This is a genomic window from Bradyrhizobium sp. SBR1B (assembly GCF_014198205.1).
Lineage (GTDB): Bacteria > Pseudomonadota > Alphaproteobacteria > Rhizobiales > Xanthobacteraceae > Bradyrhizobium.
Genome location: NZ_JACIHC010000003.1, coordinates 483,704 through 497,220, shown reverse-complemented (window position 1 = coordinate 497,220; position 13,517 = coordinate 483,704). Strand labels below are relative to the sequence as shown.

Here is a 13,517-nt window from a genome sequence, read left to right as displayed (position 1 = left end):
TCACCGCGTGCGTGTGGTCGTCGTCGCAAACGTCTGCGGCTGGCCGAACGGATCGAGCTGCTGCTGCAACTGCTGAGGCGGCGGACGTCGCACCACGCGGTGTCGCTTCTTCGCCTTCGCCTTGCGCTTGGTCGCCTTGTCGTCAGGCTTGCTATCAGCCTTGCTCTCGGTCTTGGCCTTCGCCGGCGCATCCTTCACGGCCGTCGTCGCCGGCTCGTTCAGAGCGGCCAGCTTGGCCGAGGCGGCATCGAGTGCGGAAGAGGCCAGGGCCGCGCTGGGATCGACCGGCGCCGGCTCGCTGGCGGTCGCGGCAGGCTCGGCCGCGGGGATCGACGCCGTGGTGTCGGCCGGGGTGAGTGTATCGGCGGGTGCCGGCACTGCGGTCTCCGTTGCCGTCTCGGCCTTGGCCGGTTCGGCGACGGGGACATCAGCCGGAGGTGCTGCGACCTGGGGCTGAGCCTCGGTCTCGGTCGTCAGGGCGGCGACCTGCTCGGGCTCGCTTTCGGGCAGTCCAATGGTCGGCACCCGGTCGCGCAGCGACGGCTCGGGCTCGGCGGTCAGCTCCGGCTCGGCGCGGAGGACCGCGAGCACCGGCTGGGCCGGCTCGGGAGCCTGCGCGAACACCTGCTCCTGCGGGCCGTTCCGCCAGGAGGGATTGCTGACATACTGCTCATGGCTCGCCCGCAGCAGTGCGGCGGCGCCCAGGCCGAACACCAGGATGGAGACTGACAGCAGGATCGCGGCAAACAGGAAGCGAAAGCCGGGAAGCATCGAGCGGTTGCGAATTTCCGCCCCGGCGGCGAAGAAGCCAGGGCCCAAGAGCCATCTGAACGCGGTGACGGTACTGTTTGCCGCGTTCGCCACGCGGGGATCGGGAGCTCAAATGGGCGGCGAATCAGGCTGATTCGAACATACCGCAACGATTCCGACCCGTTCCGCAAAAAACGGGCCGAGGACTCCGGCAATTGACGCCATGAGCCGATTTCCGCCCCGTGATGCAACGGGGCAACGGTAGTCTTGCGGATCACAAATCGGCAGGTCCGGCGCAAATAAGCCTGATATGTCTTGAATGTGCCGCTATCTTCGGCCATCTGGCCGTTAACGGTCCGATCGGGCTTGGGGACTATACAAGAGCGATGATGATCAAACACTTTCTGACGATATGCGCTGCCGCGACAGTCGCTGCGGCGGGAACCTCGCTCGCGCAGGCTCAAAGCTATCCGGTTCAGCAGGCACCGAGCTACGGCGCCCCGGCCGAATATCGGCCCGGCGACCGCACGCCGAATTTCGACGCGCTGGACGATGACGACGACGCGATGCCGCAGGCATCGCTGCCGCCGCCCGGCCCGGCCGACGATCCGCGCTATGGCCGTCCGGTCGGCGCTCCCCCGGTCTACTCGGCCGCGCCGCCGCAGGGTCCGGTGATGTCGCCGGATGATCCACGTTATGGCCGTCCGGCTGGCGCTCCGCCGGTCTATTCGGCCGCGCCATCGCAGGGCCCCGTGATGTCGCCCGACGATCCCCGCTACGGCCGGCCCGCCGGTCCGCCGCCGGTGATCTACGCAAATCGCCCGGGTCAAGGTCAGGCCCCCGCCAATGACGGCATGCGTCCGCCGGAAGCCGTTGGTGGTCCCGCCGCGACCGGTACGGTCCAGGCCGGCCAGCCGCCCGTCGGCACCGATGGAAGACCGATGACGATGGCCGCGCTGCCGCCCGAGGAGCAGCCCGATGCTGCGCCGGTGCAGCTGCCGCAGAACCTGCGCCGCCAGGAGGTCGCGTTCCAGACCAAGGAGCCCGCGGGCACCCTCGTGGTCGATACCCCCAACACCTATCTCTATTACGTGCTCGGCAATGGCCGCGCGATCCGCTACGGCGTCCGCGTCGGCCGCGACGGCTTCACCTGGACCGGCGTGCAGAAGATCACCCGCAAGGCCGAGTGGCCGGATTGGCATCCGCCGACCGAGATGATCGAGCGCCAGCCCTATCTGCCGCGCTTCATGGCCGGCGGCCCTGGCAATCCGCTCGGCGCCCGCGCGATGTATCTCGGCTCGACCGTCTACCGCATCCACGGCACCAACCAGCCCTCGACCATCGGCAAGTTCGTCTCGTCCGGCTGCATCGGCATGTTGAACGAGGACGTCTCCGACCTGTTCGATCGCGTCAAGGTCGGCACCCGCGTGGTGGTGATGCCCGGTGGCCCGCCGCCGGGAACGGCGACGGCGTCCGCTGCGCCGGCGCCCGGTCCTGCCGCCGGTCCGGCTCCGATGGCCGCCCAGGCTGGTCCGGTCCCCGGCACCCAGCCGACGGTCGTGCCGCCGCTGCCTGCACCGGTCACCGTGCGCTAAGCGCGCCGCGAATATTCAGATTGCTAAAGGGCGTGCCATCGGCACGCCCTTTGTCATTCAGGCGAGCTTGGTCATTCAGGCCAGCTTGCGCGGCAGCTCGCTGCCTTTGGTGAAGGCATCGATCGCCTCGACCATCTGGCCGTAATGGATGCGCAGGCCGTCGGAGGTGGCGTAGCCGAGATGCGGCGTCAGCACGAGGTTGTCGAGCTTGCGGAAGGGATGGTCGACCGGCAGCGGCTCGACCGAAAACACGTCGATGCCGGCGCCCGCGATCTTGCGCTGCTGCAAGGCCTCGAGCAGCGCCTGCTCGTCCACGATCGGCCCGCGCGCGGTGTTGACGAGGAAGGCCGTCGGCTTCATCCGCGCGAGATCTGCAGCGCCGACCAAACCACGCGAGCGCTCGCTGAGCACCACGTGGATGGTGACGATGTCGGCCTTGGCGAACAGCTCCTCCTTGGTGGCGTAGCCGACGCCGGCGGCCGCGCATTTCTCCGGCGTGAGGTTCGGGCTCCAGGCGATCACGTTCATGCCGAACGCCTTGGCGATCCCGGCCATCCTGCTGCCGAGCTTGCCGAGCCCGACAATGCCGAGCGTCATGCCCTCGATCTCGACGCCGGCAAAGGTCTGCCAGGGCTCGCCGGCATGCATGCGCGCGTTCTCGCGGCCGATGCCGCGGGTCAGCTCCAGGATCAGCCCCATGGTGAGGGGCGCTGTGGGATCGCGCGAATATTGCGTGCCGCCGACGGTGACGCCGCGCGCCTTTGCGGCTTCCATGTCGATCGCGGCGTTGCGCATGCCTGACGTGAGCAGCAGCTTCAGCTTCGGCAAGCTCTCGAACAGGCTCTTCGGGAAGGCCGTCCGCTCGCGCATCGCGCAGATGATCTCGAAATCAGCCAGCGCGCTGGCTGCTGCCTGCTCGGAGGCGAAGGGATGGCTGAACACGGTGACGTCGAGGCGGTCGGACAGTTTCTGCCAGTCGGCGACGTCGAGCGCGAGGTTGAAATAGTCGTCGAGAATTGCACAGCGCAGCCGGCTCATCAGCGTTCATCCAGGGCCAGAGTTGATGGCGAGAGGTGAGGGCGCTGGGCGAGCGCCGCCGTCGGAACCAGGCCATGGTTGCGCGCAATCAGGACGGCGCGCAAGCCGCTTGCGTCTTCAAAAGTCCGATAGGAAGGAGGCGCTCAGAGATCCCGGGGCTTGAGCCGGAACGGCGCATCCATGCCGTGCTTGGCGCGCCAGGCGGGACCGGGTCCACGCATGTAGTGCAGCTCGGGCCGGTAGGGATTGAAGGCGGTGGCGAAGAAGCGCTTCCAGAACCCCGCGACCTCCGAGACGAGCCCGGAGACGTGGCCGGCTTCTGCCGGAACAGGAAGTGAGTTGGTCTCGATCAGAGCCATGATGCGGCCTCGCTGTGCTCCCTTTCGTTCTGAGCGGGTGGCGCTGTTTCCGCGCGAAACCGAGCTTTCGGCCTGATTTATTAAAAGATGGTTTCAATTGTCCGGATCGGTGGCCGGATGGTGTCCGTCCCGTATTCATCCGTGGTGAACGGACGGAAAACATTGCCCTTTGGGGGCGGGATCGTTACATCGGCGGCGAAGCAAATTTCCTCAAATCGAAGGTTTTCGGGACCTATGGCGCGCCAGTTCATCTATTTCATGCAGGGCCTGACCAAGAGCTACCCGACCCGGAAGGTGCTCGATAACATCCATCTGTCGTTCTACCCGGACGCCAAGATCGGCGTGCTCGGCGTCAACGGCTCGGGCAAGTCGACGCTGCTCAAGATCATGGCTGGCCTCGACAAGGAGTATAACGGCGAGGCCTGGGTCGCGCAGGGCGCCCGTGTCGGCTATCTCGAGCAGGAGCCGCATCTCGATCCGGCACTGAGCGTGCGCGAGAACGTCATGCTGGGCGTCGCCAAGCAGAAGGCCATCCTCGATCGCTACAACGAGTTGGCGATGAACTACTCCGAGGAAACCGCCGACGAGATGACCAAGCTGCAGGACGAGATCGAGGCCCAGGGCCTCTGGGATCTCGACAGCAAGGTCGACCAGGCCATGGACGCGCTGCGCTGCCCGCCCGACGACGCCGACGTGACCAAGCTCTCCGGCGGCGAGCGCCGCCGCGTCGCGCTGTGCAAGCTGCTGCTCGACCAGCCCGATCTGCTGCTGCTGGACGAGCCGACCAACCATCTCGACGCGGAGTCGGTGTCGTGGCTGGAAGGGCATTTGCGCAACTATCCCGGCGCGATCCTGATCGTCACCCACGATCGCTACTTCCTCGACAACGTCACGAGCTGGATTCTCGAGCTCGATCGCGGCAAGGGAATTCCCTACGAGGGCAATTACTCGTCCTGGCTGGTGCAGAAGCAGAAGCGGCTGGAGCAGGAAGGACGCGAAGACGCCGCGCACCAGAAGACGATTGCCCGCGAGCAGGAATGGGTCGCGTCCTCGCCGAAAGCGCGCCAGGCCAAGTCCAAGGCGCGCTATCAGCGCTACGAGGAGCTACTCAAGCAGGCGAGCGAGAAGCAGACCCAGACCGCGCAGATCATCATTCCCGTCGCCGAGCGGCTCGGTGCCAATGTGGTCGATTTCGAAGGCCTCAGCAAAGGCTATGGCGATCGCCTGCTGATCGACGATCTCACCTTCAAGCTGCCGCCGGGCGGCATTGTCGGCGTGATCGGTGCCAACGGCGCCGGCAAGACCACGCTGTTCAAGATGATCACCAAGCAGGAGACCCCGGACAAGGGCACGATCACGGTCGGCGAGACCGTGCATCTCGGCTATGTCGACCAGTCGCGCGACGCGCTCGACGGTAGCAAGAACGTGTGGGAGGAGATCTCCGGCGGCAACGAGCTGATCTTGCTCGGCAAGAAGGAAGTGAACTCGCGCGGCTATTGCTCGTCCTTCAACTTCAAGGGCGCGGACCAGCAGAAGAAGGTCGGCGCGCTCTCCGGCGGCGAACGCAACCGTGTGCATCTCGCCAAGATGCTGAAGTCCGGCGCCAACGTGCTGCTGCTCGACGAGCCGACCAACGACCTCGACGTCGACACGCTGCGCGCGCTCGAAGAGGCGCTGGAGGATTTTGCCGGCTGCGCTGTGATCATCAGCCATGATCGCTGGTTCCTCGACCGTATCGCGACCCACATCCTGGCCTTCGAAGGCGACAGCCACGTCGAATGGTTCGAAGGCAACTTCCAGGATTACGAGAAGGACAAGATGCGCCGGCTCGGCCAGGACAGCATCATTCCGCACCGCGTGAAGTACAAGAAGCTGACGCGGTGATTTCGGCATGATGCGGCGGGCGCTCATCGCTGCGGTGATCGTGGTCACCTGCGGCTGGACGTCCGCGCGCGCCGCCGATGCCGCCTTCACCCAGTTCATCGCCTCGCTGTGGCCGGAGGCGCAGGCAGAAGGCGTCTCGCGCAAGACGTTCGACGAGCAGACGCGCGGGCTCGAGCCCGACTACAAGCTGCCCGATCTGATCTTGCCCGGAAGGCCCGCGCTAGGTGGGCCGTCGCAGGCCGAGTTCGTGCAGGTACCGGCCGATTACGTCAAGGAAGCCTCGATCGCGCGGCTTGCGGGCGAGGGGCAGCGGCTGCTGCAGAAATATCGCGCCTCGCTGAGCGAGATCGAGAAGAAGTCCGGCGTGCCGGCAACCGTGATGCTCGCGATCTGGGGCCGCGAGACCGATTACGGCCGCTACACGCTGCCTTACGATCTCGTCCGTGTGCTGGCGACGCAGGCCTATGTCGGGCGCCGCAAGGAGCAATACCGCACCGAGTTCATCCTCGCGCTGAAGATCCTCGGCGAAGGCGTGGTGACGCGCAAGGACATGCGCTCGTCCTGGGCGGGCGCCACCGGGCTGACGCAGTTCCTGCCGTCCGAATATTACAAGCACGGCGTCGATTTCGACGGCGACGGCCGCATCGACATCTGGCATTCGGTGCCGGACGCGCTGGCCTCGGCCGCGCAGCAACTCGTCAACAAGGGCTGGCAGAGCGGCGTGCGCTGGGCGTACGAGGTGCAAGCACCCGCGAAGGTCGATTGCACCACCGGCGTGCCCGAGGTGACGAAGCCGATCGGCCAGTGGTTGCGCGAAGGTTTTGTGCCGGTGCGCGGGCAGAAGCTGAGCGCTACTGAACAGGCGCAGCCGGCCTCGCTGCTGCAGCCGGAAGGCATCTATGGCCCCTCGTTCCTGACGACGAAGAACTACTTCGTCATCAAGGAATACAATTTCTCCGATCTCTACGTGCTGTTCGTCGGCCACCTTGCCGACCGCATGACGAGCCCGCTGCCGTTCGCAACGCCATGGGCGGCCTCGAAGCAATTGCGCACCAGGGATGTCGAGACCATGCAGCGTGGGCTCACGCGCGTCGGGCTCTACAAGGACAAGATTGACGGCAAGGCCGGCATGCAGACGCGCGCCGCGCTCGGCGCCTATCAGAAGTCGGCAGGCCTCAAGGTCGATTGCTGGCCGAGCGAAGAGGTGCTGCGTTCGATCCAGGCGGCGCGATAGCGTTTCATCAAAAAGAAAAAGCCCGACCGAGATGCTCGGCCGGGCTTCGATCGTGGCGCGGATGCGCCGGTGCGATCAGATCAGTAGCAGACGCGAACCGGGCGAACGACCCAGCCGTAACCGTCCCAATAACGCTGACGCTGCCAGTAGCAGGGCGGGGGCGGCGGGCCGGGCTCGGCGACGTAAACGGGGCCGCCATAGGCCGGACGGCTCGACGCGATGGCGCCGCCGACGATCGCGCCGCCAATCAGGCCGGCCGCGATGCCGGCGCCGATGCTGCCGTCATGCGCCTTGGCGGACGGAGCGGCAGTCACCAGCGAACCGGCGATCGTCGCAACCGTGAGGGCGGCAACAAGAGTCTTCTTCATGCTCAGGGCTCTCCTGGGAGATGGGTTCCTCTTGTTAGAGGCGCCCGGGTTTCAAAGGTTCACGCACACGCTGATGGAATTGGCCGTGCAGCTAGGAAGCGCGCAATTGGTCAACCCACGGTAAACGCACACGGAGCTGTGACGAGAAAAAGCGGTCTTTTTCAGGCCCGGAGATGAACGGGGCACCCGTAGTGAACCGGCCAGCGAAGCAGTCGCGATGGACCGGTTCGAGTCGCTTCAGCCGCAGACTCTGACGCGGCGGGCCCGCCAGGCATAGCCGTCCCAGAAGCGCTGCTTCTGCCAGACGCAGCCGCCGCCGTAATAGTCGTCAGAGACATAGCCCGGACCCGGCGCATAGTAACGGGGCGGGTAATAGCCGGGTTCGTAATAGCCGGGGCCAGGTCCGTAGTAATACGGAGAGGCCAGCGCGCCGCCGACAATGGCGCCGCCGACGATGCCGGCCGCCACGCCCGCCGCGACGCCGCGCTGGGCATGGGCCGGGGATCCGGCCGCAACGGCCAGGGAGGCGACGGCGGCGACCGTCACGAGCAGCTTCTTCATTGGCTTGACCTTTCGTACGAACACGCGGGAACCCTTTGGGGGCAGAGTTCCATACTTCGCTTGAATGATCAATGAACGGCACCTTGGGGGCGGGCGACCAATTGATATGGACCTCAGGCCCGGCCAGGGAGGCGATGATGGGCAACGCGATGATCAATGCATTGATTGCTGCCGGGGTCGTGTCCGCGATCGGTTACGGCTGGATCACCCATCTTCAGAACCGCGGCCAGCGGCGCTCCCGCGCCGGGGCGGGCGGCGACGGCAGCAGCAGCGGCGACACCTATTCGGGCAGCAATAACGGCTTCTAGCTGGGAAGCTGGTTTTCCAGCGACAGTTCGGGCAGCCCGGCCGACGGCGGCAGCTGTTCCAGCAGCGATAGCGGCAGCAGTGGCGGCGATTGCGGTGGCGGCGGTGACGGTGGGGGAGGCGGTGGCGGCGATTAGATCCGCTCCAATCTTGATCCAGCGCAACCCTGAAATTTAGGGCCGTTCTAGGCTGCTTTTGGGCCAGTTTGGAATAGCTTCAAATACCGCTTTTTCCTTTTGCATCCGGCGGGCCCGTTAAATATCGATGATGACGCATCACGAAGGGCCTGCCGCTTCCATGATCGTTTGTTCCTGTAACGTGCTGAGCGATGACGACATCCGCGCCGCCGTCGCCGAGTCCGACGACGCCGTGCGCCATGCCAAGCAGGTCTATGGATGCCTCGGCTGTAGCGCCGAATGCGGCCGCTGCGCCCGGACGATCAAGACCATCATCGACGAAGCTCTCGGCCCTTGCGCCCAGTCCTGCTGTGCCGGCTGCCCGCACAACCACACCGTGGCTGCCAATGACGAGGCGGCCGAGCCCGCCCAGTTTGCCCTCGCGGCCTGCTGAAAGCCTTCGCCAGCTCAGCTGAGCTTTTCCCCGGCTGCGCCGCCGTAGCCAGTTGCCCTCATTCGTAAACTGACTTAGAAGCATTCTAAATTCGGTTTTGGGCCGATTTGGACTGCAAGAGCTGGAGTGAACCATGCAGGGCGACGCAAAAGTCATCGACTATCTCAACAAGGCACTGCGTCACGAACTGACTGCGATCAACCAGTACTGGCTGCACTACCGCTTCCTCGACAATTGGGGCCTCCTCGACATGGCCAAGGTCTGGCGCAAGGAGTCCATCGAGGAGATGGAGCACGCCGACAAGCTCACCGCGCGCATCCTGTTCTTTGACGGCTTTCCGAACATGCAGGTGCTCGATCCCTTGCGCATCGGCCAGAACGTCAAGGAGATCATCGAGTGCGACCTCGCTGCCGAGATGAGCGCGCGTGCGCTCTACCAGGAAGCGGCGACCTACTGCCACGGCGCCAAGGACTACGTCACGCGTGACCTGTTCGAGAAGCTGATGAGCGACGAGGAGCACCACATCGACTTCCTCGAAACCCAGCTCGACCTGATCGGCCGCATCGGCCTTGAACTCTACACCCAGAAGCACGTCGGCGGGCTCGAGGGCGAGGGGCATTAAGCTCGGGCATCGCTGCATACTCGGTGTCGTCCCGGCGAAGGCCGGGACCCACCGCGTGATCTATCTGGATGCGCCGGTATGAGCACCGGGGCACGAGTTCTTCACTGTTAGTCTTCGCAAAACCACTCCCTGTGGTTATCGCGACGAGCGCAAGCGCTCGCGCGGAGGTCCCGGATCTGCGCTGCGCTTGTCCGGGACGACACCGTGATTGTCGTCCCAACTACAACTGCGTCTTGTAAATCTCTTCCACAGTTTCCTGGCTCGCCGGTTCGCCGAGGCCAGTCTGGTCGTGAATGACCGTGACGATGCTGGGCATCACCGAGCGCTGCACTTTCTCTGGCGACCACAGCTTCGAGCGCATCAGCGCCTTGCCGCAATGGAAATAGACTTCGCTCACAGCGACGTTCAGCACCGCCCGCGGCGGCTTGCCGAATTCGACCATCGCGACGAGCAGATCCGGATCGGCCGACAGCGTGCCGCGTCCGCCGACGCGTAGCGTTTCGTCAATCCCGGGCACGAAGAACAACAGGTGCACGAAGCCCGAGCCTTCGACGACGTTGCGAAAACTGTCGATCCGGTTGTTGCCGGAGCGGTCAGGCATCAGCAATTGGTTGGGACCGGCGACGTGGACAAAGCCGGTGCCGCCGCCGCGTGGCGAGGCATCGACGCTGCCGTCCGCGCCCGACGTCGCGAGCACGCAGAACGGCGACATCTCGATGAACTTCTTCGCATGCGCATCGATCGCGGGCCGCGCTTTCGCGATCACGCGCGGGCTCGGCTTGGCATAGATGGTGGCGAGGTCTTCGGCGCAAAGATCGGTCAACGGCATGCCTCCGCTTCAGCTTGGCGGCAAGCTAGCCGATCGGGCCGCCTCCAGCCAATGGAATCGATAAAGACGCATTACACGGCGTCCGCCGGCACGAAGCAGCTTATGATGATGGCGCCACGGTGGCGAACGTACCACACCACGGCCTGGCCGACCGGATTGCCCCGGTCGCGGATGATGGCGCGCTCCGGCACCTCCATCCACTGCCCTTCGATCGGCACCCAATAAGCGCCGCTGCGCACATCGTAGTCGGTGCGATGGCCGTCCGAGACGTCGCAGCAGGGCACGCCGTTCGGCGCGATCACGCTCTTGAACCAGGCGCGGATATCGGGCGGGATGTGGTCGTATTGCCCATTGTCGAATGCGAGTGCGGCGCTGGTCAGCGCCGTCATCGCGACCAGCCAAACGCACAGTGCGAGCCTGTGCATGCGATCCCTCCTCGTCGCGTCCCGCTATTCGCGCGCGAGTCTTGCTCGCGTCGATTCCATCGGTGACGCGATTAAGCCCGAGCTGTCAGCGCATTGCATGCCCAAATAATATGCGGCTCCGAAGTGCCGCACATGATGCGCTGCAAAATCAGCGGCGCGCCGATTCGATCGTTTGCTGCGGTGTGCTCTCCAGCAATTGCCGCACCTGCTCGCTGTAGAATTTCGCATTGCCGGTGGTGCCGTGGCCGCGCGTCTCGCCGCTCGCCGGGATCAAATAGAGACGGCCGTTCTTGACCCGCTTCATGGCAGCGTCCGTGATGCCGGTCTCGGGCGGGTTGCGCTCGTCGTCGGCGGAATTCAGCAGCAGCGATGCTTCGATGGCCTCCAGCTTCTCGCCGGCATTATAGTCGTGCGAGGACTCCCACTGGTAGACGAAGTCGTTGGCGTCCGCCGTGATCGGCGCCGCCAGCCGGTCGTCGACGATCTTGTCCGCCTTGGCCGCGTTCGGCGCCTGCGATTGGTAGGCCAGCGTGCCGCCGATGCTGGCGATGCCGTAGGCGGTGATGGCATATTTCATCATGCGCGGCTCGCTGGTGTAATTGCCGCCATTGTAGTCCGGGTCGTTGCGGATGGTGTCGAGCATGATCCGCCGCAGCATCCAGTTGCGCGACGCCATCTCGGTCGGCTGCGAGGCCATCGGGATCAGTGCGTCCATCGCGTTCGGATTATTTCGCGCCCCACAGCCAGCTGTGCATGCCGCCCATCGAATTGCCGATGACGAGCCGCAAATGCTTGACGCCGAGGCCCTCCGTCACCAGGCGATGCTGCGCTTCGACCATGTCGTCGTAATCGTATTTCGGGAAGCTCGTCTTCATCCCGTCGGAGGGCTTCGACGATTTGCCATGACCGATGCCGTCGGGAAGGATGATGTAGTATTTGGAGGCGTCGAGCGGTTGCCCCGCGCCGAACAGCTCGCCGGCGAAGGCGGGTGACAGCATGCTTGCGCCCGAGCCGCCCGTGCCGTGCAGCACCAGCACCGGTGGAGGGCTCGCCGATTGTGGTGTAGTGCAGCTTCAGCTCCGCCATGGTCTCGCCGGTGTGGAACTTGAAATCCCTGGCGATCCAGTCGCCCTGCTTCGGTGCCGGATAATCCGCGGCCAGGACCGGGATTGAAAAGGACAGGAGGGCAGCCGACAGTGCGGCGCAGGAAGCCTTCATGCTTTTCTCCCCATTGCGGCTCATGGTCGGCGGCCGCGTTACGGCGGGACTTAGCAGAAATGCACAGAAGGATGTAGGATTTCGGCTCCGCCGATCGTCTTCAAGGAAACATCCGGGGCCCCTGCATGTGCCGCAACATCAAGACGCTGTTCAACTTCGAGCCGCCGGCGACGGAGGATGAAATCCATGCCAGCGCGCTCCAGTTCGTGCGAAAACTGTCCGGCTTCAACAAGCCGTCGCAGGCCAACGAGGCGGCGTTCGACCGCGCAGTGGCCGAGGTCTCACAGGCCGCGCGAAATCTCCTGACCTCGCTGCACACCCATGCGCCGGCGCGGGACCGTGAGGTCGAGGCGGAAAGGGCCAGGGAGCGCTCGCGGCTGCGCTTCGGTTAGTGGGCTAGGGTAATTCATTCCGTGATCTGGCTCACGGTACGGGGGCGTCTCCTCCTGCAATGATGTGTGCCGGGGTTTTGACAGCCGGAGCACGACCCATGAGCCGCCCCCTTCTTCCTCTGAAAGCAGGTGCCATTGTCCTCACACTGCTGTGGACCGCGTGGATGATGTGGTGGAGCGGCTCGTTCTCGAGCGCCAACGTGATCATCCTGGCCCTGTGCGGCGCGGCGGTGGGCTATCTCTGGTATCGCGCCATGCGCTGGCAATTCGAGCGCATGGGCATGCTGCCGCGCAAGGATGATTCATCGGCTTCCTAAACCGAGGCTCGTGTCCCGGACGCGGCGCAGTGCGTCAGCGCTGCGACGCAGTGCCGGGACCCAGAAAATCGCGAGAAAAGCTCTTGGTCAGATGGGCGCCGGCCCAGCAGCGCGTCACTGCGTGCTGCGCTGCGTCGGGGCACGGGCGCGCCACTAATCCTAGTGACCGTGCTTCTTCTTTTTCTTCTTTTTCTTGTGCGCGTCGCCTTCGCTGTCGTCGCTCGCGTCGTCGACGATGCCCTCATCGGGCTCCTGCACGGCGGCCTCCAGCGCCTCGCGTTCGGCGGCGTCGCGCTCGCGCTGGCGGCGGCGCTCGTCCCAGGCGTCGAACAGTTGCTCGAGCCACGGCAGCAGCTGTTCGATCGAGGGCAATTGACCGGCAGGCCCAGCCTCGCCGCGCGGGCCTTGCGGTCCCGCCGGCCCTTGAGGTCCGGCAGGCCCCTGCGCGCCGGCGGCCCCACGCGGGCCAGCCTCACCCTGCTTGCCTTGCGGACCGGGCTTGCCCTGAGGTCCCGGCTTTCCGAGCGGCCCCGGCTTTCCCTGCGGTCCCGGCTTGCCGCGCGCGCCGTCGGGACCGCGCCGGCCGGGATGACCCTGCGGTCCCGGCCGTCCCGGTTCACCCTGCCGTCCGCGCGGCCCTTGAGATCCCTGCCGTCGTCCCTGATCGTCTGCCACGCCACTGCTCCCCATGATCGGAAGCAAGCTACTTAGCGGCGTTTGACGACAGCAGCAATTCCGCCCACGCGCTAATCCTGATAGGCGGGCACCTCGATGCCGGACGCGGCATAGAGCTTGATCTTGTTGCGCAGCGTACGCACCGACAGGCCGAGCACGCGCGATGCGCGTGTGCGGTTGCCGTCGCAGCGCGCAAGCGTCTGAAGCACGAGCTCGCGCTCGACCTCGTCGACGGTGGCGCCGATCAGAAGCGGAACGATCTGGTTAGGAGCAAGGAATTGCGCGCCCGACTCGGACGCAGCGACATGAACAGTGGTCATCAACACACCTCCCGATCAACGCCCGCTGCCATCTTTGGAAGCGGATCGAGAACC

The 13,517-nt window shown here is 65.2% G+C and carries 16 protein-coding genes and 2 pseudogenes; 8 read left to right on the top strand and 10 right to left on the bottom strand.

Translation table 11 applies throughout. The features are described 5' to 3' along the window. Window positions 1–771, bottom strand: a complete 771-nt coding sequence (locus GGD61_RS10755) for a hypothetical protein (RefSeq protein ID WP_177237004.1) — start codon at window positions 769–771, stop codon at window positions 1–3. A gap of 368 nt (window positions 772–1,139) precedes the next feature. On the opposite strand from GGD61_RS10755, the gene GGD61_RS10750 reads away from it, so the two are divergent. After that, window positions 1,140–2,345 carry a L,D-transpeptidase gene (locus tag GGD61_RS10750; RefSeq protein WP_177237003.1) on the top strand — a complete coding sequence of 402 codons (1,206 nt, stop codon included), beginning with the start codon at window positions 1,140–1,142 and terminating at the stop codon, window positions 2,343–2,345. 75 nt (window positions 2,346–2,420) lie between these two features. Here GGD61_RS10750 and GGD61_RS10745 read toward each other — a convergent pair whose 3' ends face one another. Continuing rightward, window positions 2,421–3,383, bottom strand: coding sequence for a D-2-hydroxyacid dehydrogenase family protein (locus GGD61_RS10745; protein ID WP_092253571.1), 963 nt, complete (start codon window positions 3,381–3,383; stop codon window positions 2,421–2,423). A gap of 143 nt (window positions 3,384–3,526) precedes the next feature. Then, a complete protein-coding gene (locus GGD61_RS10740) occupies window positions 3,527–3,742 on the bottom strand; it encodes a hypothetical protein (RefSeq protein WP_018318594.1) in 216 nt (71 codons plus the stop codon). Window positions 3,743–3,976: 234 nt separating this feature from the next. Here GGD61_RS10740 and ettA point away from each other — a divergent pair, with 234 nt between their 5' ends. Together ettA and GGD61_RS10730 are read left to right on the top strand one after the other, a co-directional pair. Continuing rightward, the gene (gene ettA, locus GGD61_RS10735; protein ID WP_018318595.1) at window positions 3,977–5,626 is read left to right on the top strand and encodes an energy-dependent translational throttle protein EttA; all 1,650 of its coding nucleotides are present in this window, start codon (window positions 3,977–3,979) and stop codon (window positions 5,624–5,626) included. Between the two features lie 7 nt (window positions 5,627–5,633). Next, window positions 5,634–6,860 (top strand): lytic murein transglycosylase, encoded by a 1,227-nt coding sequence (locus tag GGD61_RS10730; RefSeq protein ID WP_092253569.1) that lies wholly within the window; start codon window positions 5,634–5,636, stop codon window positions 6,858–6,860. 80 nt (window positions 6,861–6,940) lie between these two features. Here GGD61_RS10730 and GGD61_RS10725 read toward each other — a convergent pair whose 3' ends face one another. Next, window positions 6,941–7,228 (bottom strand): hypothetical protein, encoded by a 288-nt coding sequence (locus tag GGD61_RS10725; protein WP_018318597.1) that lies wholly within the window; start codon window positions 7,226–7,228, stop codon window positions 6,941–6,943. A 237-nt stretch (window positions 7,229–7,465) separates the two neighbouring features. Continuing rightward, window positions 7,466–7,789, bottom strand: coding sequence for a hypothetical protein (locus GGD61_RS10720; protein WP_092253567.1), 324 nt, complete (start codon window positions 7,787–7,789; stop codon window positions 7,466–7,468). Between the two features lie 134 nt (window positions 7,790–7,923). Between GGD61_RS10720 and GGD61_RS41635 the strand changes: the two are divergent. From GGD61_RS41635 to bfr, 3 genes and pseudogenes are all read left to right on the top strand, one after another. Continuing rightward, window positions 7,924–8,232, top strand: a pseudogene (locus GGD61_RS41635) (hypothetical protein). Between the two features lie 160 nt (window positions 8,233–8,392). Continuing rightward, on the top strand, window positions 8,393–8,665 hold the full coding sequence (locus GGD61_RS10710; RefSeq protein ID WP_018318601.1) for a bacterioferritin-associated ferredoxin: 273 nt from the start codon (window positions 8,393–8,395) through the stop codon (window positions 8,663–8,665). A 133-nt stretch (window positions 8,666–8,798) separates the two neighbouring features. After that, complete coding sequence (bfr, locus tag GGD61_RS10705) at window positions 8,799–9,287, top strand: bacterioferritin (RefSeq protein WP_008556076.1); 489 nt, start codon at window positions 8,799–8,801, stop codon at window positions 9,285–9,287. Window positions 9,288–9,507: 220 nt separating this feature from the next. Here the strand turns inward: bfr and GGD61_RS10700 are convergent, their stop codons facing one another. The 3 genes and pseudogenes from GGD61_RS10700 to GGD61_RS10690 all read right to left on the bottom strand — a co-directional run bounded on the left by GGD61_RS10700 (window position 9,508) and on the right by GGD61_RS10690 (window position 11,759). After that, window positions 9,508–10,110 (bottom strand): MSMEG_1061 family FMN-dependent PPOX-type flavoprotein, encoded by a 603-nt coding sequence (locus GGD61_RS10700; protein WP_092253988.1) that lies wholly within the window; start codon window positions 10,108–10,110, stop codon window positions 9,508–9,510. A 77-nt stretch (window positions 10,111–10,187) separates the two neighbouring features. Then, the gene (locus GGD61_RS10695; protein WP_028145598.1) at window positions 10,188–10,541 is read right to left on the bottom strand and encodes a hypothetical protein; all 354 of its coding nucleotides are present in this window, start codon (window positions 10,539–10,541) and stop codon (window positions 10,188–10,190) included. A 148-nt stretch (window positions 10,542–10,689) separates the two neighbouring features. Beyond that, window positions 10,690–11,759 (bottom strand): annotated as a pseudogene (locus tag GGD61_RS10690) (alpha/beta fold hydrolase). Window positions 11,760–11,884: 125 nt separating this feature from the next. On the opposite strand from GGD61_RS10690, the gene GGD61_RS10685 reads away from it, so the two are divergent. Both GGD61_RS10685 and GGD61_RS10680 read left to right on the top strand, forming a co-directional pair. Further along, entirely contained in the window at window positions 11,885–12,151 is a 267-nt protein-coding gene (locus GGD61_RS10685) for a DUF2277 domain-containing protein (protein WP_018318604.1), read from the top strand. A 98-nt stretch (window positions 12,152–12,249) separates the two neighbouring features. Continuing rightward, entirely contained in the window at window positions 12,250–12,468 is a 219-nt protein-coding gene (locus tag GGD61_RS10680) for a hypothetical protein (protein WP_026202044.1), read from the top strand. A 159-nt stretch (window positions 12,469–12,627) separates the two neighbouring features. Here the strand turns inward: GGD61_RS10680 and GGD61_RS10675 are convergent, their stop codons facing one another. Both GGD61_RS10675 and GGD61_RS10670 read right to left on the bottom strand, forming a co-directional pair. Further along, entirely contained in the window at window positions 12,628–13,143 is a 516-nt protein-coding gene (locus GGD61_RS10675) for a collagen-like protein (protein ID WP_092253986.1), read from the bottom strand. A 71-nt stretch (window positions 13,144–13,214) separates the two neighbouring features. Further along, window positions 13,215–13,463 carry a helix-turn-helix domain-containing protein gene (locus GGD61_RS10670; protein WP_018318607.1) on the bottom strand — a complete coding sequence of 83 codons (249 nt, stop codon included), beginning with the start codon at window positions 13,461–13,463 and terminating at the stop codon, window positions 13,215–13,217. Between the last annotated feature and the right edge of the window lie 54 nt (window positions 13,464–13,517).

Excerpts from the sequence above, each read along its gene's own strand:
- GGD61_RS10725 (WP_018318597.1), bottom strand. The coding sequence starts at position 7,228 with ATGAAGAAGACTCTTGTTGCCGCCCTCACGGTTGCGACGATCGCCGGT.
- GGD61_RS10685 (WP_018318604.1), top strand. The coding sequence starts at position 11,885 with ATGTGCCGCAACATCAAGACGCTGTTCAACTTCGAGCCGCCGGCGACG.
- GGD61_RS10750 (WP_177237003.1), top strand. The coding sequence starts at position 1,140 with ATGATCAAACACTTTCTGACGATATGCGCTGCCGCGACAGTCGCTGCG.
- bfr (WP_008556076.1), top strand. The coding sequence starts at position 8,799 with ATGCAGGGCGACGCAAAAGTCATCGACTATCTCAACAAGGCACTGCGT.
- GGD61_RS10730 (WP_092253569.1), top strand. The coding sequence starts at position 5,634 with ATGATGCGGCGGGCGCTCATCGCTGCGGTGATCGTGGTCACCTGCGGC.
- GGD61_RS10710 (WP_018318601.1), top strand. The coding sequence starts at position 8,393 with ATGATCGTTTGTTCCTGTAACGTGCTGAGCGATGACGACATCCGCGCC.
- GGD61_RS10745 (WP_092253571.1), bottom strand. The coding sequence starts at position 3,383 with ATGAGCCGGCTGCGCTGTGCAATTCTCGACGACTATTTCAACCTCGCG.
- GGD61_RS10755 (WP_177237004.1), bottom strand. The coding sequence starts at position 771 with ATGCTTCCCGGCTTTCGCTTCCTGTTTGCCGCGATCCTGCTGTCAGTC.
- GGD61_RS10670 (WP_018318607.1), bottom strand. The coding sequence starts at position 13,463 with ATGACCACTGTTCATGTCGCTGCGTCCGAGTCGGGCGCGCAATTCCTT.
- ettA (WP_018318595.1), top strand. The coding sequence starts at position 3,977 with ATGGCGCGCCAGTTCATCTATTTCATGCAGGGCCTGACCAAGAGCTAC.
- GGD61_RS10740 (WP_018318594.1), bottom strand. The coding sequence starts at position 3,742 with ATGGCTCTGATCGAGACCAACTCACTTCCTGTTCCGGCAGAAGCCGGC.
- GGD61_RS10680 (WP_026202044.1), top strand. The coding sequence starts at position 12,250 with ATGAGCCGCCCCCTTCTTCCTCTGAAAGCAGGTGCCATTGTCCTCACA.
- GGD61_RS10695 (WP_028145598.1), bottom strand. The coding sequence starts at position 10,541 with ATGCACAGGCTCGCACTGTGCGTTTGGCTGGTCGCGATGACGGCGCTG.
- GGD61_RS10720 (WP_092253567.1), bottom strand. The coding sequence starts at position 7,789 with ATGAAGAAGCTGCTCGTGACGGTCGCCGCCGTCGCCTCCCTGGCCGTT.